Annotated in this window: 19 protein-coding genes and 1 riboswitch; of the genes, 9 read left to right on the top strand and 10 right to left on the bottom strand. The window is 74.9% G+C overall.

Features of this window, described 5'->3' with window-relative positions:
• Positions 1-37 precede the first annotated feature (37 nt).
• From NF338_RS03590 to NF338_RS03600, 3 genes are all read right to left on the bottom strand, one after another.
• A complete protein-coding gene (locus NF338_RS03590) occupies positions 38-826 on the bottom strand; it encodes an ABC transporter permease (protein ID WP_264029537.1) in 789 nt (262 codons plus the stop codon).
• Positions 823-1,902, bottom strand: coding sequence for an ATP-binding cassette domain-containing protein (locus NF338_RS03595; protein ID WP_264029538.1), 1,080 nt, complete (start codon positions 1,900-1,902; stop codon positions 823-825). The genes NF338_RS03590 and NF338_RS03595 overlap by 4 nt, the downstream gene beginning before the upstream one ends.
• Before the next feature lie 206 nt (positions 1,903-2,108).
• Positions 2,109-2,774 carry a PadR family transcriptional regulator gene (locus tag NF338_RS03600; RefSeq protein WP_264029539.1) on the bottom strand — a complete coding sequence of 222 codons (666 nt, stop codon included), beginning with the start codon at positions 2,772-2,774 and terminating at the stop codon, positions 2,109-2,111.
• A 205-nt stretch (positions 2,775-2,979) separates the two neighbouring features.
• On the opposite strand from NF338_RS03600, the gene NF338_RS03605 reads away from it, so the two are divergent.
• Entirely contained in the window at positions 2,980-3,420 is a 441-nt protein-coding gene (locus tag NF338_RS03605; protein WP_204539553.1) for an NUDIX hydrolase, read from the top strand.
• A gap of 44 nt (positions 3,421-3,464) precedes the next feature.
• Positions 3,465-4,547 carry a DUF2599 domain-containing protein gene (locus NF338_RS03610; protein WP_264029540.1) on the top strand — a complete coding sequence of 361 codons (1,083 nt, stop codon included), beginning with the start codon at positions 3,465-3,467 and terminating at the stop codon, positions 4,545-4,547.
• 256 nt (positions 4,548-4,803) lie between these two features.
• On the opposite strand, the gene NF338_RS03615 is transcribed toward NF338_RS03610, so the two are convergent.
• Positions 4,804-6,936 (bottom strand): acyl-CoA dehydrogenase, encoded by a 2,133-nt coding sequence (locus tag NF338_RS03615; RefSeq protein WP_264029541.1) that lies wholly within the window; start codon positions 6,934-6,936, stop codon positions 4,804-4,806.
• Positions 6,933-7,784: a TetR/AcrR family transcriptional regulator gene (locus NF338_RS03620; RefSeq protein ID WP_264029542.1), complete on the bottom strand. Its 852-nt coding sequence runs from the start codon at positions 7,782-7,784 to the stop codon at positions 6,933-6,935. Before NF338_RS03620 ends, NF338_RS03615 begins: the two co-directional genes overlap by 4 nt.
• A gap of 255 nt (positions 7,785-8,039) precedes the next feature.
• Here NF338_RS03620 and NF338_RS03625 point away from each other — a divergent pair, with 255 nt between their 5' ends.
• Genes NF338_RS03625 through NF338_RS03635 form a run of 3 tightly spaced genes read left to right on the top strand, consistent with a single transcriptional unit; the run spans position 8,040 to position 11,987 of the window.
• Complete coding sequence (locus NF338_RS03625) at positions 8,040-9,458, top strand: acetyl-CoA C-acetyltransferase (RefSeq protein WP_264029543.1); 1,419 nt, start codon at positions 8,040-8,042, stop codon at positions 9,456-9,458.
• A gap of 28 nt (positions 9,459-9,486) precedes the next feature.
• Positions 9,487-10,893, top strand: a complete 1,407-nt coding sequence (locus NF338_RS03630) for a 3-oxoacyl-ACP reductase (RefSeq protein ID WP_264029544.1) — start codon at positions 9,487-9,489, stop codon at positions 10,891-10,893.
• On the top strand, positions 10,890-11,987 hold the full coding sequence (locus NF338_RS03635) for a MaoC/PaaZ C-terminal domain-containing protein (protein WP_264029545.1): 1,098 nt from the start codon (positions 10,890-10,892) through the stop codon (positions 11,985-11,987). Before NF338_RS03630 ends, NF338_RS03635 begins: the two co-directional genes overlap by 4 nt.
• Here NF338_RS03635 and NF338_RS03640 read toward each other — a convergent pair.
• A complete protein-coding gene (locus NF338_RS03640) occupies positions 11,971-12,420 on the bottom strand; it encodes a hypothetical protein (protein ID WP_264029546.1) in 450 nt (149 codons plus the stop codon). The genes NF338_RS03635 and NF338_RS03640 overlap by 17 nt on opposite strands.
• Positions 12,421-12,594: 174 nt before the next feature.
• The gene (locus tag NF338_RS03645) at positions 12,595-13,260 is read right to left on the bottom strand and encodes a GNAT family N-acetyltransferase (protein WP_264029547.1); all 666 of its coding nucleotides are present in this window, start codon (positions 13,258-13,260) and stop codon (positions 12,595-12,597) included.
• 91 nt (positions 13,261-13,351) lie between these two features.
• Between NF338_RS03645 and NF338_RS03650 the strand changes: the two genes are divergently transcribed.
• Positions 13,352-13,525: a CsbD family protein gene (locus tag NF338_RS03650; RefSeq protein WP_087470949.1), complete on the top strand. Its 174-nt coding sequence runs from the start codon at positions 13,352-13,354 to the stop codon at positions 13,523-13,525.
• A 109-nt stretch (positions 13,526-13,634) separates the two neighbouring features.
• Here NF338_RS03650 and NF338_RS03655 read toward each other — a convergent pair whose 3' ends face one another.
• From NF338_RS03655 to NF338_RS03665, 3 genes are all read right to left on the bottom strand, one after another.
• A complete protein-coding gene (locus NF338_RS03655) occupies positions 13,635-14,282 on the bottom strand; it encodes a GNAT family N-acetyltransferase (protein WP_264029548.1) in 648 nt (215 codons plus the stop codon).
• Positions 14,283-14,396: 114 nt separating this feature from the next.
• On the bottom strand, positions 14,397-15,833 hold the full coding sequence (locus NF338_RS03660) for an aminotransferase class V-fold PLP-dependent enzyme (protein ID WP_264029549.1): 1,437 nt from the start codon (positions 15,831-15,833) through the stop codon (positions 14,397-14,399).
• 35 nt (positions 15,834-15,868) lie between these two features.
• A riboswitch (SAM riboswitch) is annotated at positions 15,869-15,984 on the bottom strand.
• 45 nt (positions 15,985-16,029) lie between these two features.
• A complete protein-coding gene (locus NF338_RS03665; protein ID WP_264029550.1) occupies positions 16,030-16,257 on the bottom strand; it encodes a hypothetical protein in 228 nt (75 codons plus the stop codon).
• Positions 16,258-16,684: 427 nt separating this feature from the next.
• On the opposite strand from NF338_RS03665, the gene NF338_RS03670 reads away from it, so the two are divergent.
• From NF338_RS03670 to NF338_RS03680, 3 genes are all read left to right on the top strand, one after another.
• Entirely contained in the window at positions 16,685-17,164 is a 480-nt protein-coding gene (locus NF338_RS03670; protein WP_087470945.1) for a rhodanese-like domain-containing protein, read from the top strand.
• Positions 17,161-18,411: an O-succinylhomoserine sulfhydrylase gene (locus NF338_RS03675; RefSeq protein WP_264029551.1), complete on the top strand. Its 1,251-nt coding sequence runs from the start codon at positions 17,161-17,163 to the stop codon at positions 18,409-18,411. The genes NF338_RS03670 and NF338_RS03675 overlap by 4 nt, the downstream gene beginning before the upstream one ends.
• Before the next feature lie 150 nt (positions 18,412-18,561).
• On the top strand, positions 18,562-19,299 hold the full coding sequence (locus NF338_RS03680; protein ID WP_264029552.1) for a class I SAM-dependent methyltransferase: 738 nt from the start codon (positions 18,562-18,564) through the stop codon (positions 19,297-19,299).
• Positions 19,300-19,320: the final 21 nt, after the last annotated feature.

Here is a 19,320-nt window from a genome sequence, read left to right on the forward strand (position 1 = left end):
CGGGGCCGTGGGCCTCGGGCGGACGTCGTGCGCGGCGTCAGGCCGAGCGCTGGCGGGTGCGGAACGCCTGCGTCGCGAGCCAGCCCATGACGACCGCCGCGAGCGCGAGCAGCCCGAGACGGCCCCACACCACGCCCCAGTCGGGCGACGCGGCGAGCGCCTCGCGCCCCGCGACGACGGCCCAGTCGAACGGGTTGTACCGCGCGACGTCGGACACCCAGTCCGCGGACAGCCGCGTGTCCATCACGGCGGACGACAGGAACATGAGCGGCAGCGTGATGAGCTGCGAGATGCCGATGAGCGCCTCCTGCTGCCCGGTGAGCAGGGCCATCGCGTTGCTCAGCGCCGAGAACAGAGCCGTGAGCAGCACGACCGCGAGCAGCAGCGCGAGGACGCCGAGCGTCGTCTCGCCCGGCGTGCTGCCGAACCGCGCCCCGCACAGCCACGCGACCGCGAGGACGACGAGGGCCTGCCCGACCGCGATGACGGCCTGGTAGATCATCGTCGACGCCATGAGCGCGCCGCGCGACGCCGGGGACGTGAGGAAGCGGTCCATGACACCGCGGTCCATGTCCTGCACGTACGACGTGCCGGCCCACGCGGCGCCGAACATCGCCGTCATCATGACGACGCCCGGCGCGATGAACTCGAGGTACGTCCCGCCCGTGGAGAACCCGGGGATCTCGACGACGGCCTGGAAGAGCTGGCCGAACAGCAGCAGCCAGATCATCGGCTGCACGAGGTTCATGACCATGAACACGGGGATGCGCGCGCCCTGGCGCAGCGCCCGGGCGGTGAGCAGCCCGGTGTGCACGACGGCGGTCATGCGGCCACCCCCTCGGTCGTCGCGTCGAGATCGCGGCCGGCCTCGGCCGGTTCGGCGGACTGGGCCGCTGCGAAGGTGCGGCCGGTGTGCCGCAGGTACACGTCGTCGAGACTCGGGCGCGCGAGCGTCGCGGACGCGACGGGCAGCCCCGCCGCGTCGAGCGCGGTGAGGACGGCGGGCAGCGCGACGGCGCCCGAGTCGGCCCGGGCGCGCAGGGTGCGGCCCGCGACGTGCACGTCGCGGACGCCCGCGCAGGCACGCACCGCGTCGGTGACGCGCGCCGCGAGGGCGGTCGCGCCGTCGGGCACGGCAGCTGCCGTCCCGGGCGCGAGCTCGACGACGATGCCGTCGCCGCGCAGCTCGTCCTTCAGCGCGTCGGGGGTCCCCGCGACGGCGACGCGGCCGTGGTCGACGATCGCGAGGTTCGCGGCGAGGCGGTCGGCCTCCTCGAGGTAGTGCGTGGTGAGGAGGATCGTCATGCTCTCGCGCGCCGTCATGCGCTCGATCTCGGCCCACATCTCGGCGCGCGCCTCCGGGTCGAGCCCGGTCGTCGGCTCGTCGAGGAACACGACCTGCGGCCGGTGCACGATGCCCATCGCGACGTCGAGCTTGCGCGCCATGCCGCCGCTGTACGTCTTCACGAGGCGGTCGGCCGCGTCCGTGAGGGAGAACCGGTCGAGCAGTTCGGTCGCGCGGGCGCGGGCGGCGCGCGCGCCGAGGCCCTGGAGCCGGCCCGCGAGGACGAGGTTCTCACGTCCGGAGTCCATGGGGTCGGTCACGGGCTTCTGCGCGACGTACCCGATCGCGCGCCGCACGCGCTCGGGCTGGCGCGCGACGTCGATCCCGGCGACGGTCGCCGTGCCGGAGTCGGCGCGGCTGAGCGTCGTGAGGATCTTGGCCGTCGTCGACTTGCCCGCCCCGTTGGGGCCGAGCAGGGCGAACACGGTGCCCGCGGGCACGGCGAACGACAGACCGTCGAGCGCGTGCACGGGCGGGCGGCCGCGGCCGCCCGGATACGTCTTGCGCAGGTCGACGGCGGCGATCGCCGTCTCCCGCGCGCGGGTGGTGGAGGGCACGATGAGGCTCCTTGTGTCGGGAGCCGTCTCGCCGGGGGTGGCCCCTCCCGCGCGGCTAGCATGGGAGGGCCCTGGGTGACTGTTGACGCAGCAGTTCTGTCGGTTCCGGCGGGACGACTCGGGCTCGGTGGTCCGGATGTTGGCGCATCCGGGCCACCACTCTTTTCCGTCCGGCGCCTATCCTCGTCGGACGCGCGCCGGTGGTCTCAGGGGGTGAGGTCGGCGGGCAGGTGGCGGCGCACGACCTCCTCGATCTCCTCGGGCGAGGCGCCCGCGGCGCGCAGGCGCGCCATCTCGGCCCAGCCGTCCTGGCCGCCGACCTCGCCCGCCTCCAGGCGTGCGGCGAACCGGTCGATCCACGCGCGCTCCGCGCGCAGCATGGCCAGGCGGTAGTCGGCCTCGACGAGGAAGAGCTCCGGCAGCCCGGCTGCCGCCGCGCCGGTGAGCCCGGCGTCGCGCGTGCGGATCTCGTTGTCCAGCGACGCGAGGCGCGCACGCAGGAGCGCCGCGACCTCCTCGGGCGAGAGCATGGCGATGAGCGACAGCCCCGCCTCGACGTCCGGGTACTCCTTGGACGGCACCGCCAGCAGCTCGCGCAGCCACGCGGCCGCCTCGACCTTGCCCGCCTCCGTGATCTCGTAGACGACGCGCTCGGGCCGGTTGCCCTCGCGCTCCGAGTGCGACGGCGTGATGAAGCCGTGCTTCTCGAGCGACTTGATGACGGAGTACAACGAGCCGAAGTTGAGCCGGATGCTGTCGTCCTTGCCCCGCTCGCGCAGGGTCGTCGTGATCTCGTACGGATACATGGGTCGCTCGGCGAGGCTCGCGAGCACCGCGAGCGCGAGCGGGTTGGACACAGGACGACGGGACATCGCTCACCTCCGAATACTCGATCCAGAGTATTCGACCCAGACCACTCGCGCAAGACTACCGTCACGGGGCGGCCGCACATCGGGTTGCGGACCGTCCGGGCGCTGGGATGGGCGACATCCGCGTGCTCGGCGCGCCGGATCGCATGGTCGACAGCAGAGCAGGGGCTGTGGCGGTCGTCGGGCGGTCGTCGCGCATGATGGGTCCATGCAGACCCGCGTCGCCGCCTACGCCGTGATCGTCCGCGAGGACGGGAGGATGCTCCTCCCCCACTGGAGCGAGGGCGACCACGGCGGCTGGACCCTGCCCGGGGGCGGCATCGACCCCGGGGAGCACCCCGAGGCCGCGGCCGTCCGCGAGGTGCGCGAGGAGACCGGCTACGACGTCGAGCTCGACGGCCTGCTCGGCGTCGACAGCATCGTGGTCGACGCCGCGGCCCGGCTGCGCCCCGAGGACCGCGACCGGGCGCTGCACGCGATCCGCATCGTCTACCGCGCCCACGTGGTGGGCGGCGAGCTGCGCGTCGAGGAGGACGAGTCGACCGACGACGTCGGCTGGTTCACGCCCGACGAGGTCGATGCGCTCCAGCGGGTGGGGCTCGTCGACCTCGCCCGCCGCTGGGCCGGCCTGCTTCCCGTGTCGTCGTGACCCGGCCCGGCCGCGCCGGAGCGCGGCGCCGGCCTCGTCCGACGGTGCGACCCCTCGCCGCCGGCGTCCTGATGCTCGTCGTCCTCGCCGGGTGCACGCCCGACGGCGGGGCGTCCGCGCCGAGCCCCGGCACCGTCACGACGACGCGGGCGGACGGCACGTCCGGCGAGCCCGACGAGGGCGGCACGGCAGACGCCGGTGGCGACACGACCGCGGCGCCCGAGGCCGTGCGGGTGCTCATGGGTCCGGCGACGGTCGAGATCGCGGCGCCGACGCTCGTTTCCACCGCGGCTGACGGCGGTGCTCCGGCAGCGGCTGTCTCGGCAGGCGACGAGGGCACGTCGAACGTCGCGCTCGTGCTCACCGACGCCCCGGCTCTGGTCTCGGTCAAGGCCGGGTCGCTCGTGCGCCACCCGGACGGCACCCTGACCGTCCTGGACGACGCCGGCACGCCCGTCGGCGGGCTCGACGCCCCCCGCGTCGTCGGTCCGCACGGCAGCGTTCCGCACGACGTCGGACCGCATGACGTCGGACCGCACGGTGAGGACCGGGACGAGGGCACGGCTGGCGCCGACGGGACGGACGGCGAGGCATCGGCCGGACCGACCGCAGCCGGTGCTCCCGGGGTGCGGGTCGCGCTCCTCGACGCACACCGCGCTGAGGTGACGCTCGTGCCCGCGGCAGGGACGTCGTCGGGCACGTCGCCGGACACCTCGTCCGGTACCGACGGGACGAGCGGCGCGCCGCGGACCCTCGCGGGGGACGCGAGCGGGACGGGGACGGCCGACGACGCGGGCGCGACGGGCGCCGGTCCGGCCGCAGCCTGGGACGTCGCCGTGACGCTCGGCACGCAGGCGATGAGGAGCGCCGACTGGGGCGAGCGCGAGGGCGGGCGGTCGCTCGCGGTCGACGCGACGGCGTGGGCGCGCGCCGCGGGCCGGGCGGGCCAGGAGCTCGTCTGGGCGCAGGTGCTCGCGGCCGAGCCGGAGGCCGACACCCCGACGATGCACGACCAGCTCGTGTGCCACGCGGTCGGCGCCCCGGACAAGGCGACGTGGAACCTCGAGCCCTGGCGGCCCGACGTCGGGCTGCTCGCCACGATGGCCGCGCGCTGCAACCCGACCTGACCGGCAGCCCCCGCCGCGCCGAGCACGACGTCGCGCGCGGTCGAGCACGAGGTTCGTCTCGTCCTGGTCCTCAGAACGACAGCAACCTCGTGCTCGGCGGCCCGGGATCGGACAGGGCGGGGACGGCAACGGCCCGGGCGGCACGAACGGCTGGTGGACGTCGTGCTGCCCGGGCCTGACCCTCGGCGGCGGTACCGCTCCGCTGCTGTGCCGAGGACGTTCCGGGGGCGGGCCGGTCAGCGACCGGTCGCGAACCTCAGCGGGCCTGCGGGCCGCCCTTCGCGGCCTTGCGCAGCGACTTCTCGCTGCGCGGCTCGTCGCCGCTCGCGCGCAGGCGCCGGTAGTGGTCGCGCGCCTCGTCCTGGCGCTCCTTCTCGATGCCGGTCGCGATCGTCGCGCGCAGGTGCTCGGGGCCGTAGCCCCACGCGTCGACGAGGTCCTGCGCGTGGGGGCGCAGGCGGTCGATGAGGCGGTCCAGGTAGCTCGTGACCGTCCTGGCACGCTGCGCCGAGAGGCGGCCGTTGAGCAGGTACCACGCGAGGTGGCGCTCGACCAGGCTCAGGCCGAACAGGTCGCGCACGGTCGTGAGGACCTCGCGCGTGCCGGCGTCCTCGATCGTCTCGAGCGCCTGCGTGAACGCCTCCCAGCGCAGCAGCTCCGCGTGGGCCCGCGCCGCCTCGACGAGCTCGACCTGGTGGGCGTTGAACAGGTTCGTCGCCGTCTCGGGATCGGCCTTCTGCGCGGGGCGCAGGGCCTGCGCGACGTCCGCGACCATCGTCTCGACCCGGTCGGTGAGCAGCGCGCGCTGCGTCTCGGGGTCGCGCAGGTGACCGGCGGCGCGGCGCGGGTCGCCGACGTCCGCGAGCGCCTGCGCGGCCCGCTTGAGCGGCGTGCGGTGCAGGGCCATGTCGCCCGCGCGCTCGACGACGACGCGCGCCATCTGTCCCGGGGTGATGCCCTTGAACTGCTTGCCGTAGTCGGCGAGCAGGCGCTTGGCGACGAGCTGGAGCAGCACGGTGTTGTCGCCCTCGAACGTCGCGTAGACGTCGAGGTCCGCGCGCAGGCTCGTGATGCGGTTGGCCGTGATGAACCCCGCACCGCCGCACGCCTCGCGCGTCTCCTGGAGCGTGTCGAGCGCGAACCGGGTGCTCGTCGCCTTGAGCGCGGCCGCCGTCGTCTCGAGGTCCTCGCGCTGCTCCGGGGTGTCCTCCTCGCCGGAGAACACGGAGTGGAACAGGTCGAGGAGGCGGTCGTGCGCGAAGTGCGCGGCGTACGTCTCCGCGATCGGCACGATGAGGCGGCGCTTGTGCGTGCCGTAGTCGAGGAGCACGACCTCCTCGGTCGCGCTCGCCCCCGTGAACTGGCGGCGCTCGTTGGCGTACCGCACGGCGATGGCGAGGCCGAGCTTCGACGCGGTGACCGCGGCGCCGTCGAGCGACACGCGCCCCTGGACGAGCGACCCGAGCATCGTGAAGAACCGGCGGCCCGGGCTCTCGATCGGGCTGGAGTACGTGCCGTCCGCGTCGACCGAGCCGTAGCGGGCGAGCAAGTCGGCGCGCGGGATCCGCACGTGGTCGAAGTGCAGGCGGCCGTTGTCGATGCCGTTGAGCCCGCCCTTCTGACCGTCGTCCTCGCCGCCGACACCGGGCAGGAACGGCAGACGGCCGAGCTCGTCGCGCTCGCCCGCGGTGTCGCGGATCGGCACGTAGAACGCGTGCACGCCGTGGTTGACGTTCTTCGTGATCAGCTGCGCGAACACGACCGCCGCGACGCCGTGTACCCCCGCGTTGCCGAGGAACTCCTTCCACGCCCCGCGGAACGGGGTGTGGACGACGAACTCCTCGGTCTCCGGGTCGTAGGTCGCCGTGGTGCCGATGCTCGCGACGTCCGAACCGTGGCCGATCTCCGTCATCGCGAACGCGCCGGGCACCGAGAGGTCCATCGCGCCCGGGAGGAGGCGGTCCTGCTGCTCGGGCGTGCCCAGGTGCAGGATCGCCGCACCGAACAGGCCCCACTGGACGCCCGCCTTGATCTGGAGCGACGGGTCGGCCGCGACGAGCTCCTCGAACCCGGCGAGGTTGCCACCCGCGTCGTCCGCGCCGCCGAGGCGCTCGGGGTACCCGCGCCAGACCTGCCCCTTGCCGACGAGCAGACGCATCTGCTCCAGCACGCGCTCGCGGTGCTCGCGCAGGGTCAGGCCCTCGATGCGCTGGAACGCCTCCTCGCCCGCGGTGGCGCGCGCCGTCGCGCGCAGGTCGGCCCACCGGCCGAGCAGGAGCTTCTCGAGGGAGGCGACGTCGACGCGGGCCTCGCCCTGCGGCGTCGCGCTCGCGTCACCCGTGGTCGACGCGCGCTGCGCGAGGGCGGGACGGTCGGACGTGGCGGTCATGGGATCTCCTTGAGTTCTGAGGCGGTCGCCGGGTGCTCAGGGCGGTCGGTGGCGGGGCGGACGCCGTCGCGACGGGTCGCGGGTGACGTGCGCCGGTCGCCGTGGGAGCGGGGGGTGCCCGGGTTGTGGGAGAGGACGCCGACGGGCCCGGCCCAGAGCCAGGCGGCGACGCGCTCGGTGAGCTGCTCGCGGTCGGGGACGTCGGCCCGGTCGCGGTGGCCGAGCCACCACTCCCCGGCGCCCCGCACGAACCCGACGGCGCCCGCGGCCCAGGCCGCGGCGTCGGTGGGAGAGACGTCGGTGACGCGCGCGAACGGCTCGGCGACCAGCTCGATCACCGAGTCGAGGAACGCGGCGAGGGGCGCGCGGCTCGCGCCGGTCGTCCCGTTCGTGAGCCCGCTCGCGGCGAGCTGCGCCGCGGGCTCCTCCGTCCCCGCGACGGCGCTGGTCCGGGTGACGAAGTAGTAGACGTTGGGCGAGCTCTCGATCATCTCGAGGTAGACGCCGACCATCGCGCGCAGCGCACGCTTGGGCGTCTCGGCCGACTCGGCGGCCTGGGTCAGCGCGTCGTGCATCTGCCCCACGACGGCGGAGCCGAGCGCGACCTGCAGGCCGGTCTTGTCGTCGAAGTAGCGGTAGATGATCGACTTCGACGTCCCCGACGCCGCCGCGATCTCGTCCATGGAGACCCCGGGGCCTCCCCGGTGCACGGCCTTGCTCGCCGCCCGGATGAGCTCCGCGCGGCGCGCCGCCCGGTGCTCGTCCCAGCGGGTCGACCGGCCGTCCACCGCCGCGCCCGGCTGCACCCGTCCTCGGGTGGCCGCTCGCGCGTCGGCACCTGTGTTCACGTCGCCCTCCGTTGCGCCCGACCTCGATGTCGTCGGTGCCTGGTCCTCCGGCACCGCGTCGGGGCAGGGAACGGCCCTGTGACCCGACTCACGAAACCGAGAGTATCAGGTACTCTTGGTATTGGACACCAGCCGGCCCTCTCCCTCGCCTCCGCGCGGCATCGACCGCGGCATCGCCGTCGAACTCGTGCAGAGGCTCCCTCCCCGGGCCGGGACCGACGCAGCGCAGCGAGCACGGACAGGAAGTGAGGCACAGTGGCCAACCGCACCAGCCCCCGCCAGACCCCCGAGCAGTCCTCCGCGAGGGCCCCCGAGCAGGCTCCCGAGACCAGCACCCCCGGCGCCCCCCGCGACGCCTGGGTCGTGGGTGGGAACCGCATCCCGTTCGCCCGCGCGGGCAAGAAGTACTCCTCGGCGAGCAACCAGGAGATGTTCACGGCCGCGCTCGACGGCCTCGTCGCGCGCTTCGGGCTCCAGGGCGAGCGGCTCGGCGAGGTCGTCGGCGGCGCCGTGCTCAAGCACTCGCGCGACTTCAACCTCGTCCGCGAGTCCGTGCTCGGCTCGTCCCTCTCCCCCGAGACCCCCGCGTACGACCTCCAGCAGGCGTGCGCGACCGGCCTCGAGGCGACGATCACCGTCGCGAACAAGATCCGCCTCGGCCAGGTCGAGTCGGGCGTCGCGGGCGGCTCCGACACGGTCTCCGACGCGCCGATCGCCGTGAGCGAGGGCCTGCGCCGGGCGCTGCTCGAGGCGAGCCACGCGAAGACCTTCGGCCAGCGCGTCAAGGCGTTCGCCAAGGTGCGCCCCTCCGACCTCGCGCCCCTGACCCCCGCGACGGACGAGCCGCGCACCGGCCTGTCCATGGGCGAGCACCAGGCGATCACGACGGCGCGCTGGGGCATCGAGCGCGAGGCGCAGGACGAGCTCGCGCTCGCGAGCCACGAGCACCTCGCGGCCGCGTGGGACGCCGGCTTCTTCGACGACCTCGTCACCCCGTTCCGCGGGCTCGTGCGCGACGACAACCTCCGTACGGACTCGTCGCTCGAGAAGCTCGCCGCGCTCAAGCCGGTGTACGGGAAGCGCCTCGAGGGCGTCACTCCGACCATGACCGCCGGCAACTCGACACCGCTGACCGACGGCGCCTCCACCGTCCTGCTCGCGTCGGCCGACTGGGCGCGCGAGCGCGACCTCCCGCTCCTCGCGCGCGTCGTCGACGCCGAGACCGCGGCCGTCGACTTCGTGCACGGTCACGAGGGCCTGCTCATGGCACCGGCCCACGCCGTCCCGCGCCTGCTCGCGCGCAACGGCCTCGCGCTCGGCGACTTCGACCTCTACGAGATCCACGAGGCGTTCGCGTCGACCGTGCTCACCACGCTCAAGGCCTGGGAGGACGACGAGTACTGCCGCACCGAGCTCGGCCTCGACGGCGCGCTCGGCTCGATCGACCGCTCGCGGCTCAACGTCAACGGCTCCTCGCTCGCCGCGGGCCACCCGTTCGCCGCGACCGGCGGCCGCATCGTCGCGACGGCGGCCAAGCTCCTCGCCGCGAAGTCCGCCGAGACCGGCGCCCCCGCGCGGGCGCTGATCTCCGTGTGCGCCGCGGGAGGCCTCGGCGTCGCCGCGATCCTCGAGTCCGTCCCCACCACGGACCCCGCGACCGACGCCCCCGCCTGACGGCCCCGACGACCCGAGAGGAACCACCGTGACCGACTCCTACGTCCAGGCCGTCAACTCCGGCTTCACGAAGACGCTCGCCAAGAAGCTCGGCCTCCCGCGCCCCGCGGTCCTGCGCCGCTTCCGCGCGGGCGACCCGCTCACCGTCGGGCCCGTGCTCGTGCTCGGCGGGACCCCGGGCGTGCGCGACGACGCCGACCGCGTCGCCGAGGCCCTGCTCGCCTGGGACCTCGACGTCCGCCAGACCCCGGACGACACGACCCGCTGGGGTGCGGTCGTCGTCGTGCTCAGCGGGATCGAGCGCCCCGAGGACGCGTCCGCGCCCGTCCTGGCGCTCTCCGCGTCGCTCCGGCGGCTCGCGCCGAACGGCCGCGTCGTGACCATCTCGCGCGCCCCCGCCGAGAGCGACTCCCCCGAGCTCGCCGCCGCCCGCGAGGGCGTCGACGGGTTCCTGCGCTCCGTCGCCAAGGAGCTCCGCTACGGTGCGACCGGCAACGGCGTCCAGGTGACCGACGACGCCCCCGTCGACAGCCCGAGCGTGCTCGCGACCCTCCGCTTCTTCCTGTCTGCCCGGTCCGCGTTCGTCGACGGCCAGCTCCTCCGTGTCGGCGCGAGCACGCTGTCGGACCTGGGCTCTACCTCGGCAGGTGAGACGGGCGCCGGCCCGATCCAGGGTCCGAGCCTCGACCAGCCGCTCGCCGGCAAGGTCGCCGTCGTGACCGGCGCCGCCCGCGGCATCGGGGCGCAGGTCGCCCGGACGCTCGCGCGCGACGGCGCGAAGGTCGTCGTGGTCGACGTGCCCGCGGCGGGCGAGGCGCTCGCGAAGGTCGCGAACGAGATCAAGGGCACGGCGCTGCAGCTCGACGTGACCGCCGACGACGCGGGCGCGCGCATCCTCGAGCACGCCCGCGCGCGGCACGGCGGGCTCGACATCCTGGTGCACAACGCGGGCATCCTGCGGGACAAGCTGCTCGCCAACATGTCCGCGGACAAGTGGGACGCCGTCGTCGCGGTGAACCTCGCCGCGCAGCTCCGCATCACGGAGTACCTGCTCGGCGCGAACGGGTTCTCCTCCGCGCCGCGCATCGTCTCGCTCGCGTCGACGAGCGGCATCGCCGGCAACCGCGGCCAGTCGAACTACGCGTTCTCGAAGGCCGGCGTCATCGGGCACACGCGCGCGTTCGCGCGCCTGCTCGCGGCGCCAGGCGGGCCCGGCGGCACGGCGAACGCCGTCGCGCCGGGGTTCATCGAGACGGACATGACGGCGTCGATCCCGTTCGTCCAGCGCGAGGTCGCGCGCCGCGTCGCGTCGCTCCAGCAGGGCGGCCAGCCCGTGGACGTGGCCGAGGCGATCGCGTTCCTCGCGTCGCCCGGGGCCGCGGGCGTCAACGGGCAGGTGCTGCGCGTGTGCGGGCAGAACGTGGTGGGCCGGTGACGGCGCCCGACGGCGGCGCGCCCGCAGCCCGGTCGGGCGCGCCCGACCGGGTCGAGACCCTGCCCGCGATCCCCGGGCTCGGCGGCCTGTACGTGCGCGGGCTCGCGGCGTCGGGGCGGATCGCGGCAGCGCACAGGCTCCCCGGCCGGGGGCGGCACGATCTCGCGCTGCCCGACGTCACCTACCGCGTCGCGGGCGTGCCGACGGGCGACGCCGCCGCACCCGGCCACGTGGGCAGCGCCGCGCACCTCGCGCGGTACGCGCGCCTCGTGGGCGAGGCGCCCTCGGAGGTGCTGCCCGCCGGGTACCTGCACGTGCTGGGCTTTCCCCTCGCGACGGCCGTCATGGTCCGGACCGACTTCCCGCTGCCGCTGCTCGGCATGGTGCACCTCGCGAACTCGGTGTCCGTGCTGCGCCCGGTGCGGCTCGGGGACACGCTCGAGGTGCGCGCCTGGGCCGAGCGGCTGCGTCCGCACCGGCGCGGGGTCCAGGTGGACCTCGTGACCGAGGTCTCCGTCGAGCGCACCGACGAGGAGCGCGCTTCCGGGACCGGCCTGCCGGCGACGACGCTCGCCTACCGGGGTGTCTCGACGTACCTCGCGAAGGGCGTCACGCTCCCCGGCGACCCGGCGGACGAGGACGGCACGGCGGCGTCGGGCACGGAGGCGTTCGTCCCCCCGCTCCCGACGGCGCGCTGGGCCCTCGGCCCGGCGACCGGTCGCGCGTACGCGGCCGTCTCCGGCGACCGGAACCCCATCCACACGTCGGGGCTCGGCGCCAAGGCGTTCGGGTTCCCGCGCGCCATCGCGCACGGGATGTACACCGCCGCGCGGGCGCTCGCCGAGGCGGGGCAACGCCGCGGCGACAGGTACGACTGGACGGTCACGTTCGCCAAGCCCGTCCTGCTGCCGAGCACGGTCGACGTGGCCCTGCGCCCCGCGGGCGACGTGCCCGCCGCGGTGCGGGACGCCGTCGGGCAGGTCGCCCCCGCAGTGCCCGACGGCGCGGGTGACTCGACGACGGGCGTCGTCTACCAGGCGTGGGACGGCAAGGGCCGGTTGCACCTCGCGGGCCGGGTCACGCCCCGCTCCTGACGAGTCGCGTCGCCGCCCGGGCCGACCGGCGCGCCTGCCGGACGGCCCGGGCGTGGTCGCGCACGTCACTCCTCAGCGCGACGCGCACCGACGCGATGTCGACCGCGGCCACGCACAGCATTCCGGGCAGGACGGCGAACCAGTAGGCGATCGCCGCCGGAGTCAGCAGCGGGCTCCACACAACGGCGCCGACGCACATGGCACCGCTGACCCCGCTGGTGCCGACGAGCACGTGTCGGGCGCTCCAGGCGCCCGTCATCATCCCGCCCAGCACGATCTGCACGAGTCCGAGCGCGCCGACATTCAGGACGAGCCAGGCCAGGCCGTCGGGCTGCGGACCGTCCCCCGCAGAATCCATGACCATGACCACGAGGAGCATGGCTAGGGCAACCCCCGTGCTCGCGAGCACGGCGAGCCCGAAGTACACCACCACGGTCCCGGCGCGATGGACCGACCACGGAGCGGGGGGCAGATCGGCGCGCACCCGTGGTGCGCGCGGTCGCGGTCGCACCCTGTTCTGCCAGTCCCAGACAGGCTCGGGCGGTTCGTGGTGCATGGCGTGCGGCCCCCTTCGTCGACGACCCCGGGCAACGGGGCCCGTCGCACGCTAGTGGCGCACGGACCTCCCCGAGACGTTGTCCACAGGCCCCGTCCGCCCATCGCCCAGGAGGGCATCGAGGCGCGCGAGCAGGCCGTCGCGGACGGCCGGCCACTCGTCGAGCAGGATCGAGAAGTAGGCCGTGTCCTGGCGCGACCCGTCGGGCGCGACACGGTGGCTGCGGAGCACGCCCTCGGGAACGGCGCCCAGGCGCCGGATCGCCCCGATCGAGCGGCTGTTGCGCGCGTCGGCCCGCAGCGCGACGCGCGACACGCCCAGGTCCTCGAACGCGTGCCGCAGCAGCAGGTACTTGCACGCCGGGTTGGTCACGCCGCCCCACCACTCGCGTGCGTAGAACGTCGAGCCGAGCTCGATCCGGCCCTGGGAGGGCACCCACTCGTAGAGGGACGTCGAACCGCGGACGACGTCGGCGCCGTCGGTCGTGCCGTCCGACCCGCCATCGGACCCCGAGCCGACGACCGCGAAGGCGAGCCTGCCCGGGGCGGCGACGGCGTCGCGGACGTACCGGGCCATCGCCTCCGTCCCGCTCGGCACCCGGCTGGACATGCCGGCCCAGATGCCGTCGTCGACGAGCGCGCCGAGCGCGGGAGCGTGGCTCTCGTCGAGCGGGACGAGGCGGACGCCGAAGCCTTCGAGGGTGGTCTCGTGCTGCACCCGCACATCCCACCACACCGTGGGTGCCCGACCGCGTGCGAGTGACCGGGGCCGTGCCTACGGTCGACGAGTACCGACGAGAGGAGCACTCATGGGACTCGGAGACAAGGCCAAGCACGCCGCCGAGGAGGCGGGCGGCAAGCTCAAGGAGGGCGCGGGCAAGCTCACGGACAACGAGCGGCTCGAGGCAGAGGGCAAGAAGGACCAGGCGAAGGCCGACATCAAGCAGGCGGGCGACGACGTCAAGGACGCGTTCGACCGCTAGTCCCTGCCCCTGATCTGCTCGCGAGGGCTCCGCTCCGGCGGGGCCCTCGTGGCGTGCCGGGTCCGCGCGGTCCCGGTCCGCCGTCCGGCCCGGGTCTCCGGCGACGGGCCTACGACGCGGCGAGCGGCAGCGGGGCCACCGGGTGCGCGGGGGCGAGCACGGGCACGACGCGCGGGGCGTTGATCCGCTCCAGGAGGCCGACCTCGACGGTGGGCCACTCGGGCGCCAGGATCGAGAACATCACGGAGTCGGCGCGCGTCCCGTCGGGCGCGGTGCGGTGGCCGCGCATGACGCCCTCCTCGTACGCCCCGAGGCGGCGCATGGCCCCGAGCGAGCGGGTGTTGCGCGTGTCGACGCGGAAGCCGACGCGGTGCACGTCCCACGTCTCGAACGCATGCCGCAGCAGCAGCCACTTGGTCACGGGGTTGACGAGGCTCCCCCAGGTCGAGCGGGCGTAGAACGTCCGGCCCACCTCCACCCGGCGGTCGACGAGCGACAGGTCGCGGAACGCCGTGCTGCCGAGCACGTCGCCCGGAGCCCCGTCGGGTCCTGCGGCGCGCACGACGAAGCCCGTCAGGTCGGGTGCGGCGCGCGTCGCGGCCACCAGCTCGGCCATCCCCGCGACCCCGAAGGGCATGGGGATGCTCATGCCTGACCACATCGCCTCGTCGACGAGGCCGGCCAGTGTCTCAGCGTGCTCCAGGGCCAGCGGTTCCAGGCGGAATCCGTGCCCCGAGAGGACGACGTCGTGCAGCACAGCGCATATCAGAGCACACGCGGACGACGCCGCCAAGAGGGTTCGGCGACGCGGTGGACAACGCTCGTCGACGGCCCGGTGAACGGCTGTCCCGGCGGTCCCGCCGGCGCCGGGTCAGACGGCGGGGCCGCACCCCGCGGCGTCGGCGAGGAAGCCCGCCGCGGCGGTGGCGAAGAGGCCCTCCAGACCGGAGCCCGCGGGCACCGGGCGCGGGTCGTCGGCGACGGCCCAGCAGCCGTCGACGACCTCGTACCGCGTCGTCGGCCCCTGCTCCACGTACGACCGCACGGCCTCGACGAGCCGGACGACGTCCGCGCCCGTCGTCCCGACGCCGACGGACGCGCGGATCGCGCCCGCGTCGTACCCGAGGCGCGCGAGCAGCGGGTGCGCGCAGAACCGGCCGTCGCGCACGCCGATGCCGTGCTCGGCGGAGAGGTACGCCGCGACGAGGCCGGGGTCGTGACCCTCGACGGAGAAGGTGACGACGCCGACCGGGTCGACGGCGTCGTCCCAGACCCGCACGACGCGCACGCCCGGGACCGCCTCGAGGCCCTCGACGAGGGCGGCGCGGAGCGTCGCCTCGTGGGCGTGGAGGTCGGCCGGGTCGAGCGCGGCGAGCGCGTCGCACGCGGCCGCGAGCGCCGCGGCGCCCACCACGTTGGGCGACCCGGCCTCGTGGCGCGCGGGCGCCGTCTGCCACTGCGTCCCGGTCACCGCGACCTGGCGGACCGCGCCGCCGCCGGCGAGGTACGGCGTGCCCGCGTCGAGCCAGTCGCGACGGCCCACGAGCGCGCCCGCGCCGAACGGCGCGTACGTCTTGTGGCCGGAGAACGCGACGTAGTCGACCCCGGAGTCCGCGAGGGAGAACCCGCGGTGCGGGACGAGCTGGGCGCCGTCGAGGACGACGCGCGCCCCGGCGTCGTGCGCGACCCGCACGACGTCCGCGACGGGCAGCGACTCGCCCGTGACGTTCGACGCGCCGGTCACGGCGACCAGGGCGTACGGGAAGCGCGCGAGCTCGGTGCGCAGGCCGGACAGCGTCTCCGCGACGGACGCGCCGCCGGCGAGGACCGTCGCACCGCCCGCGCGCTGCCACGGCAGCAGGTTCGCGTGGTGCTCGACGTCGAGGACGAGCACGCGCCCGGGCGTCCCGTCCGCGTTGGCCGGGACGCATCCCGCGAGCAGGTTGAGCGAGTCGGTCGTGTTGCGCGTGACGACCGTGACGTCGTCCTCGCGTGCACCGACGAAGGCGCCGATCGTGCGGCGCGACGCCTCGTAGAGCGCCGTGGAGACCTGCGACAGGTAGCCCGCGCCGCGGTGCACGCTCGCGTAGAGCGGCAGCACCTCGGTCACGCGGTCCGCGACGGAGCGCAGGGCCGGGGCCGAGGCCGCGACGTCGAGGTTCGCGTAGGGGACGCTGCGGCCGTCGACGAGCGGCACGAGCGTGTCCGCGCCGACGACGGGCAGGAGCGCGGGCGCGTCGGCGACCGCCGAAAGGTCAGGCGCCGTCGAGAGGTCGGGCGGACACGAGACGTCGGCGAGAGCAGTCATGGCACAGTCCTCCGAGGGCAGTCCGGGGACCGTGATCCCCGCGCTTGCCGCGCGCCGGTCGGCGTGCGGCCTGGTCGTCACCCGGGGCACCCCGCCGCGAGAGGAGGGTTGCCGGCCAGCAAACCGGGGTTTCACGCTGGCACTCATGACCTGCGTCCCAGGATGTGCGCGGGGGACGGGGCGTGTCAACCGGTGGTCAGCGCGTCTCGGATGGCGGGACGCAGTCCACGGGCAGGTCGAGACGCCAGCCGGACTCGTCGACCTCGAACGCGTCGAGCACCTCGCCGGTGCGCGCGTCGAGCACGACGACGGAGTCGGGCGGCCACTCGGCCGGATCGCCCGGCGGCGCCCGCGGAGGACGCCGGAGCCTCGCACCGTTCGTGTGGGCCTCGACGACCTCACCGGTGCGGGTGCTCGCCAGCACGACCTCCGGGTGCGCGTCGGCGTAGGCGTCGCACGCCTCGCCGTTGCCGTCCGAGCTCCACCACCCCCCGCGGCCCGTCGTCGCCGTCGGGCGCCGTCCACAGCAGGACGACACCCGCCGCGACCACTCCGGCGACCACGGCCGCGCCCACCGCCCGTCCGCGTGCGATCCGCATCGATCCCCCTGCCTGCCGGGACCCCCGCCCGGCCGCACGGCCACGCTAGCGCGACCGGCCGACGTCGGGCACCGCCGCCCTGGGCCGCTCGGCGAGACGGGCGTTCCGCGCGCCGGACGCGTGGCGTACGATCCGTGCCAACCATCCGGAGCGGCCGAGTGACGTGGCACGTCGACGCCGCAGCAACCCCCCGGTCCGTCGCGAGGCGGCCGGGCGCAGGGTGCTACTGCCACGATCGATGGAGGAGGACTCATGAGCGACCAGTCCCAGCAGACGTCGGCCGTACCCGACGCGCGACCCGCCGTCGGCTACGCCGGCGACATCACCCCCCAGCAGGCGTGGGACCTGCTGACGAGCGACGAGCGCGCGGTGCTCGTCGACGTCCGCACCGAGGGCGAGTGGCGCACCATCGGGGTGCCCGACGCCACGGACCTCGGCCGCGACGTCGTGTTCGACGAGTGGGTGACCCCGGCCGGGCCCAACCCGCGCTTCGTGGACCAGCTCGTCGAGGCGGGTCTCGCCCCCGGCGACGAGCGTCCCGTCGTGTTCCTGTGCCGCTCGGGCCAGCGGTCGATCGGCGCCGCGCGCGCGGCCACGGCCGCCGGGCTCGGGCCGTCGTACAACGTGCTCGAGGGCTTCGAGGGCGCCCAGGGGTTCTCCGGCCTGCGCGACGTCGAGGGCTGGAAGGTCCGCGGACTGCCCACCACGACGTTCGACGAGGCCGCCCGGTGAGCGCCGCGCAGCCCGGGAGCGTGCCCGGCGGCTCCGGCCGCAAGCCCCTGCCCGCGAGCGCGCGCCCCGCGACGCTCGCCGTGCGCGGCGGGCACCACCGCACGGAGTTCCAGGAGACGTCCGAGGCGCTGTTCCTCACGCAGGGCTACACGTACGACCGCGCCGCCGACGCCGAGGCCGCGTTCAAGGGCGAGCTCGACCGGTTCGTCTACTCGCGCTACGGCAACCCGACGGTGCACGCGTTCGAGGAGCGCCTGCGCCTGCTCGAGGGCGCCGAGGCGTGCTACGCGACGGCGTCCGGCATGTCCGCGGTGTTCACGTCGCTCGCCGCGCTCGTGGGCTCCGGGTCGCGGATCGTCGCGGCGCGCGCGCTGTTCGGGTCGAGCATCGTCATCTTCGACGAGATCTTCGCCAAGTGGGGCGTGCGGACCGACTACGTCGACGGGCACGTGCTCTCCCAGTGGGAGGAGGCGCTGTCCACGCCGGCGGACGTCGTGTTCTTCGAGACGCCGTCCAACCCCATGCAGGACATCGTCGACGCGCGGCGCGTGAGCGAGCTCGCGCACGCCGCGGGCGCGGTGGTCGTCCTCGACAACGTGTTCGCGACGCCGCTGCTCCAGAAGCCGCTCGAGCTCGGGGCGGACGTCGTCGTGTACTCGGCGACCAAGCACATCGACGGCCAGGGCCGGGTGCTCGGCGGCGCGATCCTCGGGACCGAGGAGTACGTCAACGGGCCCGTGCAGACGTTCATCCGCAACACGGGGCCGTCGCTCTCGGCGTTCAACGCGTGGGTCCTGCTCAAGGGGCTCGAGACGCTGCCCGTGCGCGTCGCGGCGCAGAACGCGGCGGCCGCGCAGGTCGCGGAGGCGCTCGAACAGCTCCCCGGCGTCGGCCGCGTGCGGTACCCGTTCCTCGCGTCGCACCCCCAGCAGGAGCTCGCGCGGTCGCAGCAGAGCGGCGGCGGCACGGTCGTGACGTTCGACCTCGCCGTCCCGGAGGGCACCGACCCCGAGACCGCGAAGAAGCGCGCTTTCACCTTCCTCGACGCGCTCCAGGTCGTCGACATCTCCAACAACCTCGGCGACGCCAAGTCGCTCGTCACCCACCCCGCCACGACCACGCACCGCAAGCTCGGCCCCGAGGGCCGCGCCGCCGTCGGGATCGCGGAGACGACCGTGCGCCTGTCGGTGGGTCTGGAAGACCCGCTCGACGTCATCGAGGACGTGGAGCAGGCGCTCAACGCCTGACTCTCCTCGCGCCGACCATGTGGTTGTGGCCCGTCCCGGCGTCGGGACGGGCCACAACAGCATGTTCGGCGAGCAGCGGGCTCACCGTCGACACGGTGGCGCTCGGGAATGGTGTGGACCCGCCGCGCCATGCCTTCGTAGCGTCGGGGGGTGCCCGACGCGATCTTCGACGAACCCCGCCTCGCCGCCCTCTACGACCCGCTCGACCCGGACCGCAGCGACCTCGACGCCTACACGGCGATCGTCGACGAGCTCGGCGCACGGCGCGTGCTCGACGTCGGGTGCGGCACCGGGACGTTCGCGTGCCTCCTGGCGCGGCGCGGGATCGAGGTGGTCGGCGTGGACCCGGCGGGCGCGTCGCTCGACGTCGCGCGCTCCAAGCCGGGCGCCGACCGCGTGCGCTGGGTGCACGGCGACGCCACGACCCTCCCGCCGCTCCAGGTGGACCTCGCGACGATGACGGCGAACGTCGCGCAGGTCTTCCTCACCGACGACGCGTGGACCGCGACGCTGCGCGGCGTCCGCTCCGCGCTGGCACCGGGCGGGTGGCTGGTCTTCGAGACGCGCGTGCCCGCCCGCCGGGCCTGGGAGGGCTGGGTCCGCGACGCGACGACCGTCCGCGTGGACGTGCCCGACGTCGGGCCGGTCGAGTCCTGGACCGACCTCACCGACGTGTCGCTCCCCTTCGTGACGTTCCACGACACGACCGTGCTGCCCGACGGCACCGAGCTGCACTCCGACTCGACCCTGCGCTTCCGCGAGCGCGACGAGGTCGAGGCGTCGCTGGTGGCGTGCGGCTTCGAGGTCGTGGACGTCCGCGACGCGCCCGACCGCCCGGGCCGCGAGTGGGTGTTCGTCGCGCGGCGCGCGGAGCCGCCGGCCGAGTGAGGCTCGCGGCCTGTCGTCGCG

This window comes from Cellulosimicrobium sp. SH8 (genome assembly GCF_025818875.1).
GTDB lineage: Bacteria > Actinomycetota > Actinomycetes > Actinomycetales > Cellulomonadaceae > Cellulosimicrobium > Cellulosimicrobium cellulans_D.

Bases quoted from the DNA above. Each gene is read 5' to 3' on its own strand.
- NF338_RS03590 (WP_264029537.1), bottom strand. From the start codon at position 826: ATGACCGCCGTCGTGCACACCGGGCTGCTCACCGCCCGGGCGCTGCGC.
- NF338_RS03600 (WP_264029539.1), bottom strand. From the start codon at position 2,774: ATGTCCCGTCGTCCTGTGTCCAACCCGCTCGCGCTCGCGGTGCTCGCG.
- NF338_RS03605 (WP_204539553.1), top strand. From the start codon at position 2,980: ATGCAGACCCGCGTCGCCGCCTACGCCGTGATCGTCCGCGAGGACGGG.
- NF338_RS03615 (WP_264029541.1), bottom strand. From the start codon at position 6,936: ATGACCGCCACGTCCGACCGTCCCGCCCTCGCGCAGCGCGCGTCGACC.
- NF338_RS03650 (WP_087470949.1), top strand. From the start codon at position 13,352: ATGGGACTCGGAGACAAGGCCAAGCACGCCGCCGAGGAGGCGGGCGGC.
- NF338_RS03660 (WP_264029549.1), bottom strand. From the start codon at position 15,833: ATGACTGCTCTCGCCGACGTCTCGTGTCCGCCCGACCTCTCGACGGCG.
- NF338_RS03670 (WP_087470945.1), top strand. From the start codon at position 16,685: ATGAGCGACCAGTCCCAGCAGACGTCGGCCGTACCCGACGCGCGACCC.